The organism is Streptomyces subrutilus (genome assembly GCF_008704535.1).
GTDB lineage: Bacteria > Actinomycetota > Actinomycetes > Streptomycetales > Streptomycetaceae > Streptomyces > Streptomyces subrutilus.
This window is the reverse complement of sequence record NZ_CP023701.1, coordinates 7,513,648-7,527,295: the sequence shown is the minus strand read 5'-3', so window position 1 is coordinate 7,527,295 and position 13,648 is coordinate 7,513,648. Positions and strand designations below refer to the sequence as shown.

The window sequence follows — 13,648 nt, the reverse complement described above, 5'->3', positions numbered from 1 at the left end:
TACCGGGGGGCTCCGGGGTCAGGGGGCCATCTCGTACGCCCCGGCCAGGGCTTCCACCCGCGTCCACACGCGCGCGGAGCGCTCGTCGTCGACGACCGGGCGGCGGACGGCGCCGAGCGCCCACTCCTGCTGCAGGGGGGTGGCGGAGTCCTTGCCGTGGAGCTCGACGGCGTGCGCGGAGAAGTCGCGGACCAGGACGCCGAAGAGCTCGCCGAGCACGTCCTCGTCGAGGCCGGTGAGGCGGGCCTGCTCCAGGATCAGCTGGCCGTGCACCACCAGGGCGAACAGCTGGCCCACCGCGAGGAGCAGGTCGAGGTCGCGGCTCTGCTCCTCGTCCGGGGCGGCGGTGCGGACGAACGTGCAGAGCGCGTCGGCCTGTTCGCGCAGCCGGGCCACGTTGGGCACGGCGGCGTACGCGTCGTAGGCGGTGCGCCAGTCGTGGAAGCGTACGGAGCCGAGACCGCGGGCGGGGCCCTGCCGGAAGAGGAACGCGTCGTCGGCCGCGTCCAGCCGGGTCGGCACCGGCGGGTAGTCGGCGGGCTCCAGCAGGTGGTTGCGCATGAACTTGAGGATCAGCGCCAGGTTGACGTGGACCGTGCCCTCCAGCTTGGGCAGCCCGCGGATCTCCACGGCGGCCTGGGCGAAGTAGGTGTCCTTCTCGAAGCCCTTGGCCGCGATGACGTCCCACATCAGGTCGATGACCTTCTCGCCCTCCGTGGTCACCTTCATCTTGGTCATCGGGTTGAACAGCAGGTACCGGCGGTCGTCGGGCCCGGCGGAGCGGAAGTAGTCGACGGCGCGGTCGCTGAACAGCTTCATCCCGACGAGCCGGACGTAGGCGTCGGTCAGTTCACGGCGCACGTGCGGGAAGGCGGTGACGGGGCGGCCGTAGAGGATGCGGCCGCTGGCGTGCGTGACGGCCTCGTACATCGCGTGCTCGCAGATGCCGATGGACGCGGTGCAGAGGTTGAACTTGCCGACGTTGACGGTGTTGAGGGCGGCGTCGAAGGCGGCGCGGCCGGTGTGCAGGACGTCGGCGGCGGCGACCGGGTAGTCCTCCAGGCGGAACTCGCTGACGTACTTGGAGGAGTCGACGACGTTCTTGACGAGGCGGTACGCGGGGTGGCGGCTGTCGGCGGCGAAGAAGACGTAGCCGTCGGGACCCTCGACGTCGGCGCGGCGGCCGAAGACGGAGACGAGGCCGGCGGCGTTGCCGTTGCCGATGTAGTACTTGGAGCCGGTGGCGCGGAAGCCGCCGTCGGCGTCGGGCCGCAGCAGCATGTCGGTGGAGTAGATGTCCGCGCCGTGGGTCTTCTCGGAGAGGCCGAAGGCGAACACCTCGCCCTGGGCGAGGAGCTCGGCGGCGCGGCCGCGGGCGGCGGCGTTGTCGCTCTGCCAGACCGGGCCGAGGCCGAGGACGGTGACCTGCCACGCGTACCAGTAGTCGAGGCCGTAGAAGCCGAAGACCTCGTTGAGGGCGGCGATCCGCGCGGTGTCCCAGCGCCGGTCACCGGCGTCGGGTCCGGCCGCGGCCGCGGGGGTCAGGAAGGTCGCGAAGAGCCCCTCCTCGGCGGAGAAGGCGAGGAAGTCCGCCAGCCAGGCGCGGGAGCGGTAGTCCTCGATCAGCCTGCGCTTGCCGCGGTCCTCGAACCAGTCGACGGTGGCGCGCAGCAGCCGGCGGGTCTCGGGGTCGAAGTGGGCGGGGTCGTAGGTGCGCGGGTTGAACAGGAGCGGGTCGCTCATGACGGATCGCCTTTCGGGTCGGGGAGCCGCGGGCGGGCGGCGAGGGATGGTGGTCCGGGCGCGGCGGCGTCTCAGGGCGCGGCGAGGCCGCGGAGGGTGGTGAGGACGTCCTGGAGCCAGGCCAGCGTCATCCGCTCGTAGGCGACGCCGCCGCGGAGCACGACGTGCTGGAGTTCCCGTCCGGCGTCGGACGCGGGTGCCTCGGGACCGGTGAAGTCGCGCAGCTCGCCCGCCAGGTAGTGGGTGAGGCGGTCGCTGTGCGCGCGATGGTGCCGCTCGACCTCCGCGATCAGCGCGGCGGGGTCGTCGAAGGCGGCGGCGCGGATCTTGACGGCGAGTTCGTGCCGCACGCTGTCGGGCTGGACCGGCTCGTGCAGCCAGGCGGCCAGCGCGGCCCGGCCGGCCGGGGAGACCCGGTAGTCCTTCCTGTCCGGTCTGGCCTGTTGCGGGACCTCGTGGACGTCGACCCAGCCGTCGCCTTCCATGTGTTTGAGCACGCGGTAGATCTGCTGGTGGCTGGCGGTCCAGAAGTAGCCGATGGACCGGTCGAAACGGCGGGCCAGCTCGTAGCCCGAGCCGGGCTTCTCCAGCAGGGAGACGAGGATCGCGTGTTCGAGCGCCATGCCCCGATCCTCTTATGCAACTCGTTGCATACACAAGCGGCGCCGCCCGGGTGAGACACGGCTCACCCGGGCCGGGCCGCTCAGCCGCTCGTCAGGGGGAAGCGGCGAACCACCTCGATGCTGAGGTTGTCGTGGATCGTGAAGAACGGGCAGGCGGCCAGTTCCGTGCCGCTCGCCGCGTCCCTGGCCACGATCCGGGCGCGGCGGGCCGTGCGGTCGAGGTCCGGCGCGTGCTTGCGGCCCAGTCGCACCCGGCGGGTCACGCCGCCGTCCCGTACGTCGAGGAACGCGTCCCACACGCCCGGTGCGATGGGACCGCCCCCGTCCACCACGGCCAGGTTCGCCTCCACGTGGAAGCCCGCCGCCTCCCGGCCCTCCCCCAGGTCCGGTGAGGCGACCGCGGTCACCTCGGTGGTGTGCTCCCGGCCGCTGTCGCGTTCCCGGAGCACGAGGTCGCCGGTCAGCCGGTCGGTGACCAGCGACTCCACGTACCCGTGGCCCGTCAGGACCACCCGGCCGCCCTTCCACGCCATGGACGCGAGGTGGTGCTGCGCGCGCAGTTGCGAGGTGACGTCGAACAGGACGTCCGGCAGGCCCGCCGACGGGTCCCGGAACAGCGGGTAGCACCGGTACACGCGGCCGTCCTCCGCCAGGTCCGCGGGCGGCTGCGCCGCCGGGTCGTACTCCATGAGCTGCTCGAAGGCGCCCGGGGGGCAGCTGACGAAGGCGTACAACCGGATCCAGTCGATCCGGGACAGCTCCTGGCCCATGTCCGGGGTCCAGTAGGCCTGGACGAGCGCCCGGCCCCGGGCGTACACCTCGGCGGTGAGCGCCGGGTCCGTGCGGCGGGCGTTCACGGCCGGGAGCAGGGCCGTGCGGATGAGGCTGCGGAAGTGGCGGCCCAGCATGCGCCGGCGCCCCACGGGGTCCTGCACGCGGCCGGACACCAGCTGCATGACGCGCTCGATGTGGCGCACCGTCTCGTCCGCCGTCCGGCTGCGGGAGGTGAGGTTCCGGCCGTCGTCCCGCAGCCTCAGGTAGTAGCAGTCGTAGTCGCCGACCACGGAGATCCGGCCGGCGGCCAGGTAGACCTCGGTGACGAAGACCTGGTCCTCGCCGTACCAGAGGTCGTCCGGGTAGCGGAGGGGCCCGGCTTCGATGGTCCGTCGCCGGACGAGCTTGGCGCAGTGCAGCGACCGGTAGACCTCCGACGTGTAGAGGTCGGCGGACTCGGCGTGCCGGTACGCCTTCTCCGAGACGGTCCGGCCGAGTCCGACCTGGCGGCCGAGGACCACGTCGCTGCCTTGGGCCTCGGCCATCTTCAACAGCCGCTCCAGGGACTCCGGGCCGAGGTAGTCGTCGGCGTCCAGGGTGAACACGTACCGGCCCCGCGCCAGGTCGAGGGCCGTGTTGCGGGGGCCGCCCGGCCCGCCCGAGTTCGCCTGGTGCACGACGCGCACCCGGGGGTGGAGGGCGGCGAAGCGGTCCAGCTCCGCGCCGGTGCCGTCCGTGGACCCGTCGTCGACCGCGACGACCTCCAGGCGGTCCATGCCCAGGCTCTGGCCTGCGATCGAGTCCAGGCACTCGATCAGGTAGGGCATCGCGTTGTAGGCGGCGATGATCACGGATATGTCGGGTACACGTTCACGGGACATGCAGGAGATTATGAACACCGCCGCGCCTCGGCAGACCAGCCGGGGGGCCGCTCGGCGCCCGGGCGACCGCGGCTCCCGTACGCCTCCGCAGCCGGCCGTACCCCGGGGCGGGCCCGCGCCGCGGTCCGCCGGACTTGTCACGTTCGCGCTCGGCGGGGTGTCATGGCGGTGACGCCGAGCATCGATGGATGGAGCAACACGTGGACAGCCCGAGCCGTACCGCGCTGGTCGAGGGTCTGATGGGGCGCTTCCCGCACGTCCCGAGGGAGGCCGTGATCAAGGAGGACCTGCTGCGGGGCGGCATGGCGTTCGACGAGTCCGCGCTCAGCGGCACCGCCGACGGCGGGTCCGGGGACGTCAAGCCGAAGTCGTACTTCATCTTCTCCTTCGACCACCGCACCCTGCCGGAGCTCGGCGCGGCCGCGCTCAACCGGCCCCCGGAGGAGATCGTGCTCACCGGCGGCCCGTACGACCTGCGCCGGACCGTGGTGTCCGTGCGGGTCAATCCGGACTCCCCGTACGTGGTGCGGGGCGGCGAGGACGGCACGCTGGGCCTGTACCTGGACGGCGCGCGCATCTCGGACGTCGGCCTGCCGCCGATGCCGGAGTACTACCGGCACAAGCTGTCGAACGGCAAGTCGGTGATGGAGGTGGCGCCGACGATCCAGTGGGGCTACCTCATCTACCTGACGGTCTTCCGGGTGTGCCAGTACTTCGGGGCCAAGGAGGAGTGCCAGTTCTGCGACATCAACCACAACTGGCGCCAGCACAAGGCCGCCGGCCGGCCGTACACCGGTGTGAAGCCGGTGGAGGAGGTGCTGGAGGCGCTGGAGATCATCGACCGGTACGACACGGCGGGCACCTCGCGCGCCTACACCCTCACCGGCGGTTCGATCACCTCGCAGGTCGCGGGCCGCGACGAGGCCGACTTCTACGGCCACTACGCCAAGGCCATCGAGGAGCGCTTCCCGGGCCGCTGGATCGGCAAGGTCGTCGCCCAGGCGCTGCCGCGCGACGACGTCCAGCGCTTCCACGACTACGGCGTCCGCATCTACCACCCGAACTTCGAGGTGTGGGACCGGCGGCTGTTCGAGCTGCACTGCCCGGGCAAGGAGCGCTACGTCGGCCGTGACGAATGGCACCGCAGGATCCTGGAGTCCGCGGAGGTCTTCGGGCCGCGCAACGTGATCCCCAATTTCGTGGCGGGCATCGAGATGGCCGAGCCCTTCGGTTTCACGAAGGTGAGCGAGGCGATCGACTCGACCACGGAAGGACTGCGGTTCTTCATGTCGAACGGCGTCGTGCCGCGCTTCACCACCTGGTGCCCGGAGCCGACCACGCCGCTGGGCAAGGCCAACCCCCTGGGCGCGCCGCTGGAGTACCACATCCGCCTGCTGGAGGCCTACCGGGCGACGCTGGAGGAGTACGGCCTGAGCTCCCCGCCCGGCTACGGGCCGGCCGGTCCTGGGCGGGCCGTCTTCTCGGTCAGCTCGTTCATGGACAGCTTGGAGGGCCTCGAAGCCGCGGACGCCTGACCGACTCGCGCCCCGCGCGGCCCTCCTCGGCCCTCCGCCGTGTTCCCCGCCCCGCCTTGCGCCGTTCGAGTGACCGTGCGGTGCGCCGGTCGGGCGCGGGGCGGGCGACGGCGCAGTCTCTACCCCAGTGCGGCGTCCGGTGCGCACCAGTTCAGCCGTGGAGATGGGGAGGCGCAGATGCGCATGTTCAGGAAGATCGCGGTAGCGGGTACGGCGGCGGCCGTGTCGACGGTGCTCTTCGCCGGGACCGCGCTGGCGGCGCCGTCGTACGCCGAGGGCCTGGTCGTCAGCTCGTCCGGGGTGAAGGTCCGCGCCAACGCGACGACGACGTCCCGCGTGGTCGGTTCGCTCGGGCCGTGGGAGAAGGTCCGGCTGTCCTGCCAGGTGCAGGCCAAGTGGGTCGAGGGCAACAACATCTGGTACCGGCTGCACGGTCAGCCCGGCTGGGTCTCCGCCCGGTACGTGCACAACTACACGGTCGTCGAATGGTGCTGAGCCCGCGCGGCGCGCGGCACCACGGCTGATCGAACCGCGGAGGGGCCCGCCGGAGGCCCGGCGCCCCTCCCACCCCCCAGACCAGGGCTCGGCCGGACACCCCCCCTCCGGCCGGGTCCTGTCCTCGTCTCCGGGCCATGGGCCGCGCGCACGGACGGGGGCGGGCACGGCAGGAGGCGCGCGGTGCCGCACGGAAAGCGGTGGGCGCCGCACCGATGATCCCCGGCTCGGCCGCCGGTCCCGGCGCGTTCGGCCGCCAGGGGGCGCCGGAGGAGTTCGCCGACACCCTCCGCGAGGTGCTGGGCACGGCCGCGGACCGGTAGCGCGCGGTTTCGGCCCCGGCCACGGCCCTCCCCGGCACCGACTCCTCCCCCACCTCCCCCGCCTCCACCCCCTCGTCCCGCGGAGACGGGGGCCCGGGTCGCGGAAGGGGATCGAGCCGGGGCCGGGCCGTGGCCGGGGCTTCACGCCGGATTCACCCGCGGCCGTCAGGATGGCCTCATGCCCCTCGGTAGACGAGAACTAATGGCATCGGGGGCGGCCGTCGCGGCCGGTCCCACGACCCCCGCCGGCCCCGCCACCGCCACCCGCACGCTGCGCGGCACGATCCCGCCCGGTGCTCCGGACTGGGTGTACGTACCGCTGGACGTGCCGCCGGCCGTCCGCGAACTGCGCGTCTCCTACACCTACGACAAGCCTCCCGTCCCCCCGGGCACCCCGGGCAACGCCCTGGACATCGGCCTCTTCGACCAGCGCGGCACCGCGCTCGGCGGTTCCGGGTTCCGGGGCTGGTCGGGCGGCGCCCGCGGCGGGTTCTTCGTACGGGCCGACGCCGCCACCCCCGGCTACCTGCCCGGTCCGACCGGCCCCGGCCGCTGGTTCCTGGCCCTCGGCCCGTACACGGTGGCGCCCCAGGGCCTGGCCTACGAGGTCACCGCCACCTTCGTGTACGGCGATCCGGCGCCGGCCGCGGCGCCGGCGTACCCGCCGCAGCGGGCCCGGGGACGCGGCCGGGCCTGGTACCGCGGCGACTGCCACCTGCACTCCGTCCATTCCGACGGCCGCCGCGAACCGGCCGAGCTCGCCGCGCTCGCCCGTGCGGCGGGCCTGGACTTCATCAACTCCTCCGACCACAACACGCACGCGGCGCACGGGGTCTGGGGGCCCGTGGCCGCGGCCCATCCGGAGCTGCTGGTGCTCACCGGGGAGGAGGTCACGACGCGCACCGGTCACGTCCTCGCGGTCGGCACCGACCCCGGCACGTTCGTCGACTGGCGCTACCGCGCCCGCGACCGGCGCTTCGACCGGTTCGCCCGCCGCATCCGCGGAGCGGGAGGCCTGGTGGTGCCCGCGCACCCGCACGCGAACTGCATCGGCTGCGCATGGAAGTTCGGGTTCGCGGAGGCCGACGCGGTGGAGGTGTGGAACGGCCCGTGGACCCCGGACGACGAGGTCGCGCTCGCGTCCTGGGACGCGGCCCTGCGCGGGGGCGGGGAGCGGTGGCTGCCGCTCGTCGCGGGCAGCGACTACCACCGCGACCCCGACCGGGTGGGGTTCCCGCAGACCGTGGTGCTGGCGGACGAGCTGTCCCGCGAGGCGGTCCTGGCCGGCCTGCGGGCGGGCCGTTCGTACGGCGCGGAGTCCTCGGCCGTCTCCGTCACCTTCGATGCGGTGACCGCTCGGGGCGCGCACGCGGGCATCGGCGGCCGACTGCACACCCCCGAGGACACGGAGGTGCTGGTCCGCCTCTCCTGCACCGGGGCCGACGGCTGCGAACTGCGGCTGGTCACCGACCAGGGCCCGGCCCTCACCGCCGCGGCCGACCGGCCGCTCCAGTGGCGCACCACGGCGGCCCGTACGTCCTACGTCCGGGCCGAGGTCCGCCACCCGGACGCGGCCCCGCCACTGCCCGGGCAGCCGGCCGCCCTCACCAACCCGATCTGGCTCGGCGGGCCTTGACCCGGGGCCGCGGTCCCGGGCGCGGACGGAGTGGCTCAGGCCGTGCCGTCGGCGCTCAGGACCGCGAACAGGCCCCGTACGCGCGAGCCGTCCGGCGCCTGCCACGCGCCCGCGACGTACCCCGTCGCGCCCGGCGGGAGGGTGGTGGAGCGATCGGCGGCGGTGACCGGGGACGGTTCCAGGACCCGGTGCAGGCGCAGGCCCGCGCCCTGCGGCGCGGGCAGCCGGGTCCCGTCCCGGTCGTCGGCGGCCGTCCCGACCGGGCCGGGCGCGGTGGGCACGATCGCGTCCGCGGCCGGGTCGCCGTGGCCGGTGTGGGCGCGGGTGACCTCCGGGTCCGGGCGGTCGCTGGCGTTCTGGTCCTGCGCCTGGACCCGGCCTTCGACCAGCGCCAGCAACTGGGCCGCGAACACGGGGTCGTGGCCGGCGTCGTAGGCCCACCGACGTCCCAGTACACCGTGCTCCATCGTGCCGACGAGGGCGTCCCGCGCGCCGTCGAGCGGGGCGCCGCGGTAGGTGAGGGGTACGAGGTACGTGGTCGCCCGCGGGCCCGCGGTGTCGGTGACCACGATGACCTCGATCCCGACCTCGCCCGCCGGGTCGTCCAGCCGGAACCCGCCGGCCTTCGCGAGCACGGGTCCGCCCTCGCCCCGGTACCACGGCCGGCCGGGCAGCCAGGCGGTGAGCAGTTCCAGCTTGGTCGGCTTGAGCGAGGTGTTGTGGATGACGGCCATGCCGGTATGTCTCCTCGATTGTGCGGACGCGGGCCCTCGTACTGTGCCATCCGCCCGTCCTGACCGGCGAGTTCGCCCCGCCCCCGGGAGAGCGGTAGGCACAGCTGGAACGTCCGGTGGTGCTTCTCCGGGTGGCGGAGCAGGTACCGCCTCCGTCGCCGACCTCTACGGCCGGGCCGGGCCCGATGCCGGGGCCGGGGGCCGGGGCGGGGGTCCGGCCCCTGGGCCGGGGTCGGCCTACCGGCCGGGCACCGTCGTGTTGCCCGTGACCGCGCCGTCCGCACCCGAGAGGGTGACCCGGTGACGTACTCCGTCCGGTCCCACGACCACCGCCAGCCACGCGCTGCCGCCGCCTTCCTGGCCGATCACGCGCAGGCTCTCCACCGTGCCCCCGGTGACCGCTCCCGCCGCCTTGTCGGCCGCCGCGCCGATGGCGAGCGACGGGAGCGGCGCCGGAGCCTGCCTCGCCGCGCCCCCGCGCTCCCCCGTGTCGTCGCGCTCCCCCGCGCCCTTCGCGCGGCTTCGTCGCGCCGCGCTCCGGGCCCCGGGCCGTTCGGCGGCCCGGTGCTCCCCCGGTCCCACCGGTCCGGGTCCGAGGGCACGGGAGCGGGCGGGCCCGCCGTCGTGGTGGTCGGCGACGGCGACGGCGACGCCACCGCCGACGATCACCACCGCCGCACCGAGCGCCGCCCAGCGGGCGCCCCGGCTCCCGGGCAGCGGGCGGGCCGGCCCGGCGCCCTTGACGGGGGACGTGGGGCGGAACTCCGGCCCGCCCTCGGCCGGCACGGCGTACGCGGAGTTCTCCGGGACGAGGTCGCGCGGCCGGCCCGGACCGTGAACGCGACGCTGGACCGGCTGGAGGCGTCGGGGATCCGGCAGCGCGGTTCATCGCCGACGCCTCGCACGAGCTGCGCAGCCCGATCAGCGTGCTGCGGACCCAGCTGGAGGTGGCGCTGGCCGTGCGCGATCCGGAGCTGTGGCCCGAGCTGATCGGCGGTGCGCTGGAGGACGTCGAACGGCTCCAGCACCTGGCGGCCGACCTGCTGCTGCTCGCCCGCATCGACGCCGCCCAGCCGGTGCCGGTCCGGCCGCTCGACCTGACGGACCTGGTCCGGGAGACGGTCGCGGCCCGGGTGGGCGACCGGGTCGCCGTCCGCACCGACCGGGCGCCGGGGGCGCGGGTGGCGGGCGACGAGCTGTGGCTGACCCGGATCGTCACCAACCTCCTCGACAACGCGCAGCGCTTCGCCGACCGCCGCGTGCAGGTCGTCCTGCGTACGGAAGCGGAGCACCCCGGCCCCGGCACGGCCGCACTGGAGGTCTTCGACGACGGCCCGGGCATTCACGACGCGGAGCGGGAGCGGGTCTTCGAACGCTTCAGCCGTCTCGACGACTCCCGCAGCCGACCACGGCGGGGCCGGCCTGGGTCTGGCCATCGCCCGCGACCTCGCGGCCCACCACGGCGGCCGGGTCACCGCCGATCCGGCCCCGCACGGCGCCCACCTGACCGTCCGCCTCCCGGCCGCGCCCGCCTAGACGCCTAGACCGCCTGCCGCCGGCCTAGATCCGGGCGGCCCGGCGGTCCCCGCCTTCGAGCCGGCGAACCGCGTCCGCGCCGGTCGCCACGGGCCCACCGGCGGCCACCGCTCACCCCGTGCACCTGCTGTGACTCCGCCCACCTCCCCTTGACCACACAAGGAAGGGTTACCTAACTTCGACGGCATGACCCCCCACTCTTCCGCTCACTCCCCGACGCCGGACGGCTCGCGTCCGCCCGGTGCGCTGACCGGCTTCGACGTCGACCTCAGCGCGCAGGAAGTGCTCCGGCGCGCTCAGGTGATGGCCGCGCTCGGCCCCGACTGGGACCCGATCGAGGTGCTGCGCGGCGAGGAGGCCGCGTACGACCTGCTCTACTCCGGTCTCGATCCGCAGCAGCAGCGCTTCTACGACGATCTGGTCGCGGCCGGCGTGCTCCCGGACCGCGGTGACGGGGGCGGGGGCGGCCGTGCTGCCGCTTGATCCGCAGGCCGACATCGGGCGGCGCGCCTGGATCGCCTGTCCGAGCTGTGACGACGCCCGCGGCTGCGCACCGTGCGAGGAACGCCGGACGTGCTCCGCGCACTGGCGCTACCTGCTCTCCAACACCGGCAGCCTGCTCCACCTCCAGTGCCCCGGCTGCACCCACGTCTGGGTGCACGAGAGCGGCTTCGGCGCGACCCGCTCCCTGTGGAGCCGCGTCACCAGCGGACTGCAGCGGCGCTGAACCGCCCCTCCGCCTCCGACGCCACCGATGAGTTCGGTCGTTCTCCGTCGTCTACCGACGAGAGCCGGGACGAGGACGTACCGGAGGCAGCTGTGGAGGCCGGCATGAGGAAGATCGTCGCAGAACTGTTCATCTCGCTGGACGGAGTGGTGGAGGCGCCCGACCAGTGGCACTTCCCCTACTACAACGCCGAGATGGGGGCGGCCGTGGACGCCGTCCTGGGCCGCGCGGACACGCTGCTCCTCGGACGGAGCACCTACGAGGGTTTCGCCGGGGTCTGGCCCGGGCGCGAGGCGGCCGGCGGCGAGGACGCGCCCTTCGCGGCGACCCTCGGGGACGCCCGCAAGATCGTCGTGTCGAGCCGGCCGCTGGAGCTGCCCTGGCGGAACTCCGAACGGCTCACGGGTGACCTCGTGGAGGCCGTGACCGCCTTGAAGCGCGAGCCGGGCGGCACGCCCATCGCCATCAGCGGCTCCGTCTCGGTCGTCCGGCAGCTGCTGGCCGCCGGCCTGCTGGACGAGCTGCAGCTGCTCGTCCATCCGATCGTGGTGGGCAAGGGCATGCGGCTGTTCCCGGAGGGCGCGCCCCCGGTCCCCCTGGAGCTGCTCTCCGCGCAGACCTTCGAGACCGGCGTGCTCAACCTCTTCTACGCGCCCGCCGGCCCGGCCGCACCGGCCTCGTACGACGAAGCCAAGACCCACCTGCCCCGGCCCGCGCAGTAGCCCCGGACCGGCTGCGGCGGCGTCCTGGAGCGTGTGCGGAGGAGGCGGGAGCCGGGGGGACTTGCGTGAACCCCGTGCCGGATGAGCAAATGCCACCAGCGGCGCTCCCGGGAGAGCGCGCCGTGCGATTCGAGGGGGAACGGCCATGACACAGACCACGCGGGCCACGCAGGACCGGACCGGTGCGCAGGAGCCCATGCTGCGGGTGCGGGAGGTCCACCGCAGTTTCGGCAGCGGGGCGCAGGCCGTACATGCCCTGCGCGGGGTCTCGTTCGAGGTGCGCCGCGGTGAACTCACCGCGCTCAAGGGGCGCTCCGGTTCGGGCAAGACCACCCTGCTGAACGTGGTCGGAGGTCTCGACGCCCCGTCCCGGGGCGCGGTCGAGCTCGACGGGACCGATCTGTCGGGGCTGGACGAGGCGGGGCTGCTGGAGCTGCGGCGGGACCGGATCGGCTTCGTGTTCCAGTCGTTCGGGCTGATTCCGGTGCTGACGGCGGCCGAGAACGTCGGGGTGCCGATGCGGTTGCGCAAGGTGCCGGCCAGGCAGCGCGAGGAGCGGGCCCGCACCCTGCTCGCCCTGGTCGGTCTGAGCGACCACGCCGAGCAGCGTCCGGGCGAGCTCTCCGGCGGCCAGCAGCAGCGCGTGGCCGTGGCGCGCGCCCTGGCCAACGAACCGGACCTGATCATCGCGGACGAGCCGACCGGCCAGCTCGACTCGGAGACGGGCCGGCAGATCATGGAGCTGCTGAGGGCGGTCGTGCGCAGCGAGGGCGTCACCGCCCTGGTCGCCACCCACGACCCCACGCTGATGGAGCTGGCCGACCGGGTCGTGGAACTGCGGGACGGCCGGGTCGCCGACCCGGCCGACGACGCGGCCGCAGGGGTGGGCGCGGGGGCCGTGGCGCGATGACGTAGGGGCGGGCTGATCGGAGTACGGGCGCGTCGAGGGCGGTTGCGTCGGCGGCATCCTCCGGCGGGTGCGGGTTGCGTCACGGCCGCCGCTGCTCCGCGCCGTTGCGGGGGCGCACCGGTCGGGAAAGCGGGCGCGGATGTTCTGGATCCGGCCGTCGCGTCCGTTTGCGGCTGCCATCATGGGCGGCCGGGCTGCGGCGCGCGCCGTGCTCCGGAGCGAGGGAGGGCCAGGGTGGACGGACCGGGCAGCGCGAAGGGCCCGAGGGTCCCGCCGGACTACCCGCCGAAGACGCCCCCTCCGCCGAAACGGCCGGCCGAAGCGCCCCGCCCGAAGGCGCGGTCCGGGGCGGAGCCGGACGCGGACCTGCTCCCGGCCCCGCACGGGGCGCGCCCCGCGACGCGGGACCGGGTGCGGATGACCGTGCGCAACCGGCGGGCCGCCAGCTGGACCCTGCCCGGCGACCGCTGGACCAGCGCCAAGGCCGCCGCGCGGGTCGTGGCGGCCGTGCGCGGCTGGGGGTACGCGCATCCGGGCGACGACGTGCTCGACCGCTCCACGACGCTCCTGGTCGGCGCCGCCCTCGCCGACGGCGGGCGGCGCATCAGCGTGCACGTGGCCGACCAGGACGACCTGCTCCTGATCGTCGCCCTGAGCCATCGCGCCGGACCGGCCCCCGACGACGAGGCGCTGCTGACCCGGATCGCCGCGGTCACCGGCACGGCGGGCTGCGGCAGCGACGCCGCCGCCGACGGCCGCCGGGTGTGGGCCCTGCTGGACACCCGCCCGCGCCCCTGCGCGTACGGCGACGACGGTGCCGTCCCGCCGCCCCGGTGGGGTTGAGGCGGGCCACCAGCGCACCGGGGCCCCGCGCCACGTTCCGTGCCGCGGCGGTCACCGTCCGCTCCACGTGGGACGGTCGGCACCGGTCGGCGTAATCTGGTCGAACCGCCATAGAAGGTGCGTACGGACCGCCCCGTGCGCGCTCGGTACCCGCCGGGGACGATCC

The 13,648-nt window shown here is 74.4% G+C and carries 14 protein-coding genes and 1 pseudogene; 10 read left to right on the top strand and 5 right to left on the bottom strand.

Features of this window, described 5'->3' with window-relative positions; genetic code table 11:
• Positions 1-18: 18 nt before the first annotated feature.
• The 3 genes from CP968_RS33510 to CP968_RS35485 all read right to left on the bottom strand — a co-directional run bounded on the left by CP968_RS33510 (position 19) and on the right by CP968_RS35485 (position 4,021).
• Entirely contained in the window at positions 19-1,743 is a 1,725-nt protein-coding gene (locus tag CP968_RS33510) for an acyl-CoA dehydrogenase family protein (protein WP_150521550.1), read from the bottom strand.
• A gap of 71 nt (positions 1,744-1,814) precedes the next feature.
• Positions 1,815-2,366 carry a PadR family transcriptional regulator gene (locus CP968_RS33505; RefSeq protein ID WP_150521549.1) on the bottom strand — a complete coding sequence of 184 codons (552 nt, stop codon included), beginning with the start codon at positions 2,364-2,366 and terminating at the stop codon, positions 1,815-1,817.
• 80 nt (positions 2,367-2,446) lie between these two features.
• Positions 2,447-4,021, bottom strand: coding sequence for a glycosyltransferase (locus tag CP968_RS35485; RefSeq protein WP_150521548.1), 1,575 nt, complete (start codon positions 4,019-4,021; stop codon positions 2,447-2,449).
• Between the two features lie 188 nt (positions 4,022-4,209).
• Here CP968_RS35485 and CP968_RS33495 point away from each other — a divergent pair, with 188 nt between their 5' ends.
• The 4 genes from CP968_RS33495 to CP968_RS33485 all read left to right on the top strand — a co-directional run bounded on the left by CP968_RS33495 (position 4,210) and on the right by CP968_RS33485 (position 8,010).
• Positions 4,210-5,556, top strand: coding sequence for a radical SAM protein (locus CP968_RS33495; RefSeq protein ID WP_150521547.1), 1,347 nt, complete (start codon positions 4,210-4,212; stop codon positions 5,554-5,556).
• 177 nt (positions 5,557-5,733) lie between these two features.
• Complete coding sequence (locus CP968_RS33490) at positions 5,734-6,051, top strand: SH3 domain-containing protein (protein WP_150521546.1); 318 nt, start codon at positions 5,734-5,736, stop codon at positions 6,049-6,051.
• A gap of 200 nt (positions 6,052-6,251) precedes the next feature.
• Entirely contained in the window at positions 6,252-6,374 is a 123-nt protein-coding gene (locus CP968_RS35480) for a hypothetical protein (RefSeq protein ID WP_268253295.1), read from the top strand.
• Between the two features lie 202 nt (positions 6,375-6,576).
• A complete protein-coding gene (locus CP968_RS33485) occupies positions 6,577-8,010 on the top strand; it encodes a CehA/McbA family metallohydrolase (protein WP_229886720.1) in 1,434 nt (477 codons plus the stop codon).
• Between the two features lie 35 nt (positions 8,011-8,045).
• Here the strand turns inward: CP968_RS33485 and CP968_RS33480 are convergent, their stop codons facing one another.
• Both CP968_RS33480 and CP968_RS33475 read right to left on the bottom strand, forming a co-directional pair.
• Positions 8,046-8,744, bottom strand: coding sequence for a maltokinase N-terminal cap-like domain-containing protein (locus CP968_RS33480; RefSeq protein ID WP_150521544.1), 699 nt, complete (start codon positions 8,742-8,744; stop codon positions 8,046-8,048).
• Positions 8,745-8,981: 237 nt separating this feature from the next.
• Positions 8,982-9,530: a hypothetical protein gene (locus CP968_RS33475; protein ID WP_150521543.1), complete on the bottom strand. Its 549-nt coding sequence runs from the start codon at positions 9,528-9,530 to the stop codon at positions 8,982-8,984.
• A 140-nt stretch (positions 9,531-9,670) separates the two neighbouring features.
• On the opposite strand from CP968_RS33475, the pseudogene CP968_RS33470 reads away from it, so the two are divergent.
• The 6 genes and pseudogenes from CP968_RS33470 to CP968_RS33445 all read left to right on the top strand — a co-directional run bounded on the left by CP968_RS33470 (position 9,671) and on the right by CP968_RS33445 (position 13,482).
• A pseudogene (locus tag CP968_RS33470) lies at positions 9,671-10,280 on the top strand (sensor histidine kinase).
• Positions 10,281-10,466: 186 nt separating this feature from the next.
• Positions 10,467-10,763, top strand: a complete 297-nt coding sequence (locus CP968_RS33465) for a DUF6400 family protein (RefSeq protein ID WP_150521542.1) — start codon at positions 10,467-10,469, stop codon at positions 10,761-10,763.
• A complete protein-coding gene (locus tag CP968_RS33460) occupies positions 10,750-11,007 on the top strand; it encodes a hypothetical protein (RefSeq protein WP_150521541.1) in 258 nt (85 codons plus the stop codon). The genes CP968_RS33465 and CP968_RS33460 overlap by 14 nt, the downstream gene beginning before the upstream one ends.
• A 104-nt stretch (positions 11,008-11,111) precedes the next feature.
• Positions 11,112-11,729: a dihydrofolate reductase family protein gene (locus CP968_RS33455; RefSeq protein WP_150521540.1), complete on the top strand. Its 618-nt coding sequence runs from the start codon at positions 11,112-11,114 to the stop codon at positions 11,727-11,729.
• A gap of 145 nt (positions 11,730-11,874) precedes the next feature.
• The gene (locus CP968_RS33450; RefSeq protein WP_150521539.1) at positions 11,875-12,639 is read left to right on the top strand and encodes an ABC transporter ATP-binding protein; all 765 of its coding nucleotides are present in this window, start codon (positions 11,875-11,877) and stop codon (positions 12,637-12,639) included.
• A gap of 417 nt (positions 12,640-13,056) precedes the next feature.
• Entirely contained in the window at positions 13,057-13,482 is a 426-nt protein-coding gene (locus tag CP968_RS33445; RefSeq protein WP_229886716.1) for a hypothetical protein, read from the top strand.
• Positions 13,483-13,648 lie beyond the last annotated feature (166 nt).

Excerpts from the sequence above, each read along its gene's own strand:
- CP968_RS33510 (WP_150521550.1), bottom strand. The coding sequence starts at position 1,743 with ATGAGCGACCCGCTCCTGTTCAACCCGCGCACCTACGACCCCGCCCAC.
- CP968_RS33495 (WP_150521547.1), top strand. The coding sequence starts at position 4,210 with ATGGAGCAACACGTGGACAGCCCGAGCCGTACCGCGCTGGTCGAGGGT.
- CP968_RS35485 (WP_150521548.1), bottom strand. The coding sequence starts at position 4,021 with ATGTCCCGTGAACGTGTACCCGACATATCCGTGATCATCGCCGCCTAC.
- CP968_RS33490 (WP_150521546.1), top strand. The coding sequence starts at position 5,734 with ATGCGCATGTTCAGGAAGATCGCGGTAGCGGGTACGGCGGCGGCCGTG.
- CP968_RS33445 (WP_229886716.1), top strand. The coding sequence starts at position 13,057 with ATGACCGTGCGCAACCGGCGGGCCGCCAGCTGGACCCTGCCCGGCGAC.
- CP968_RS33485 (WP_229886720.1), top strand. The coding sequence starts at position 6,577 with ATGGCATCGGGGGCGGCCGTCGCGGCCGGTCCCACGACCCCCGCCGGC.
- CP968_RS33465 (WP_150521542.1), top strand. The coding sequence starts at position 10,467 with ATGACCCCCCACTCTTCCGCTCACTCCCCGACGCCGGACGGCTCGCGT.
- CP968_RS33480 (WP_150521544.1), bottom strand. The coding sequence starts at position 8,744 with ATGGCCGTCATCCACAACACCTCGCTCAAGCCGACCAAGCTGGAACTG.
- CP968_RS33450 (WP_150521539.1), top strand. The coding sequence starts at position 11,875 with ATGACACAGACCACGCGGGCCACGCAGGACCGGACCGGTGCGCAGGAG.
- CP968_RS33505 (WP_150521549.1), bottom strand. The coding sequence starts at position 2,366 with ATGGCGCTCGAACACGCGATCCTCGTCTCCCTGCTGGAGAAGCCCGGC.
- CP968_RS33455 (WP_150521540.1), top strand. The coding sequence starts at position 11,112 with ATGAGGAAGATCGTCGCAGAACTGTTCATCTCGCTGGACGGAGTGGTG.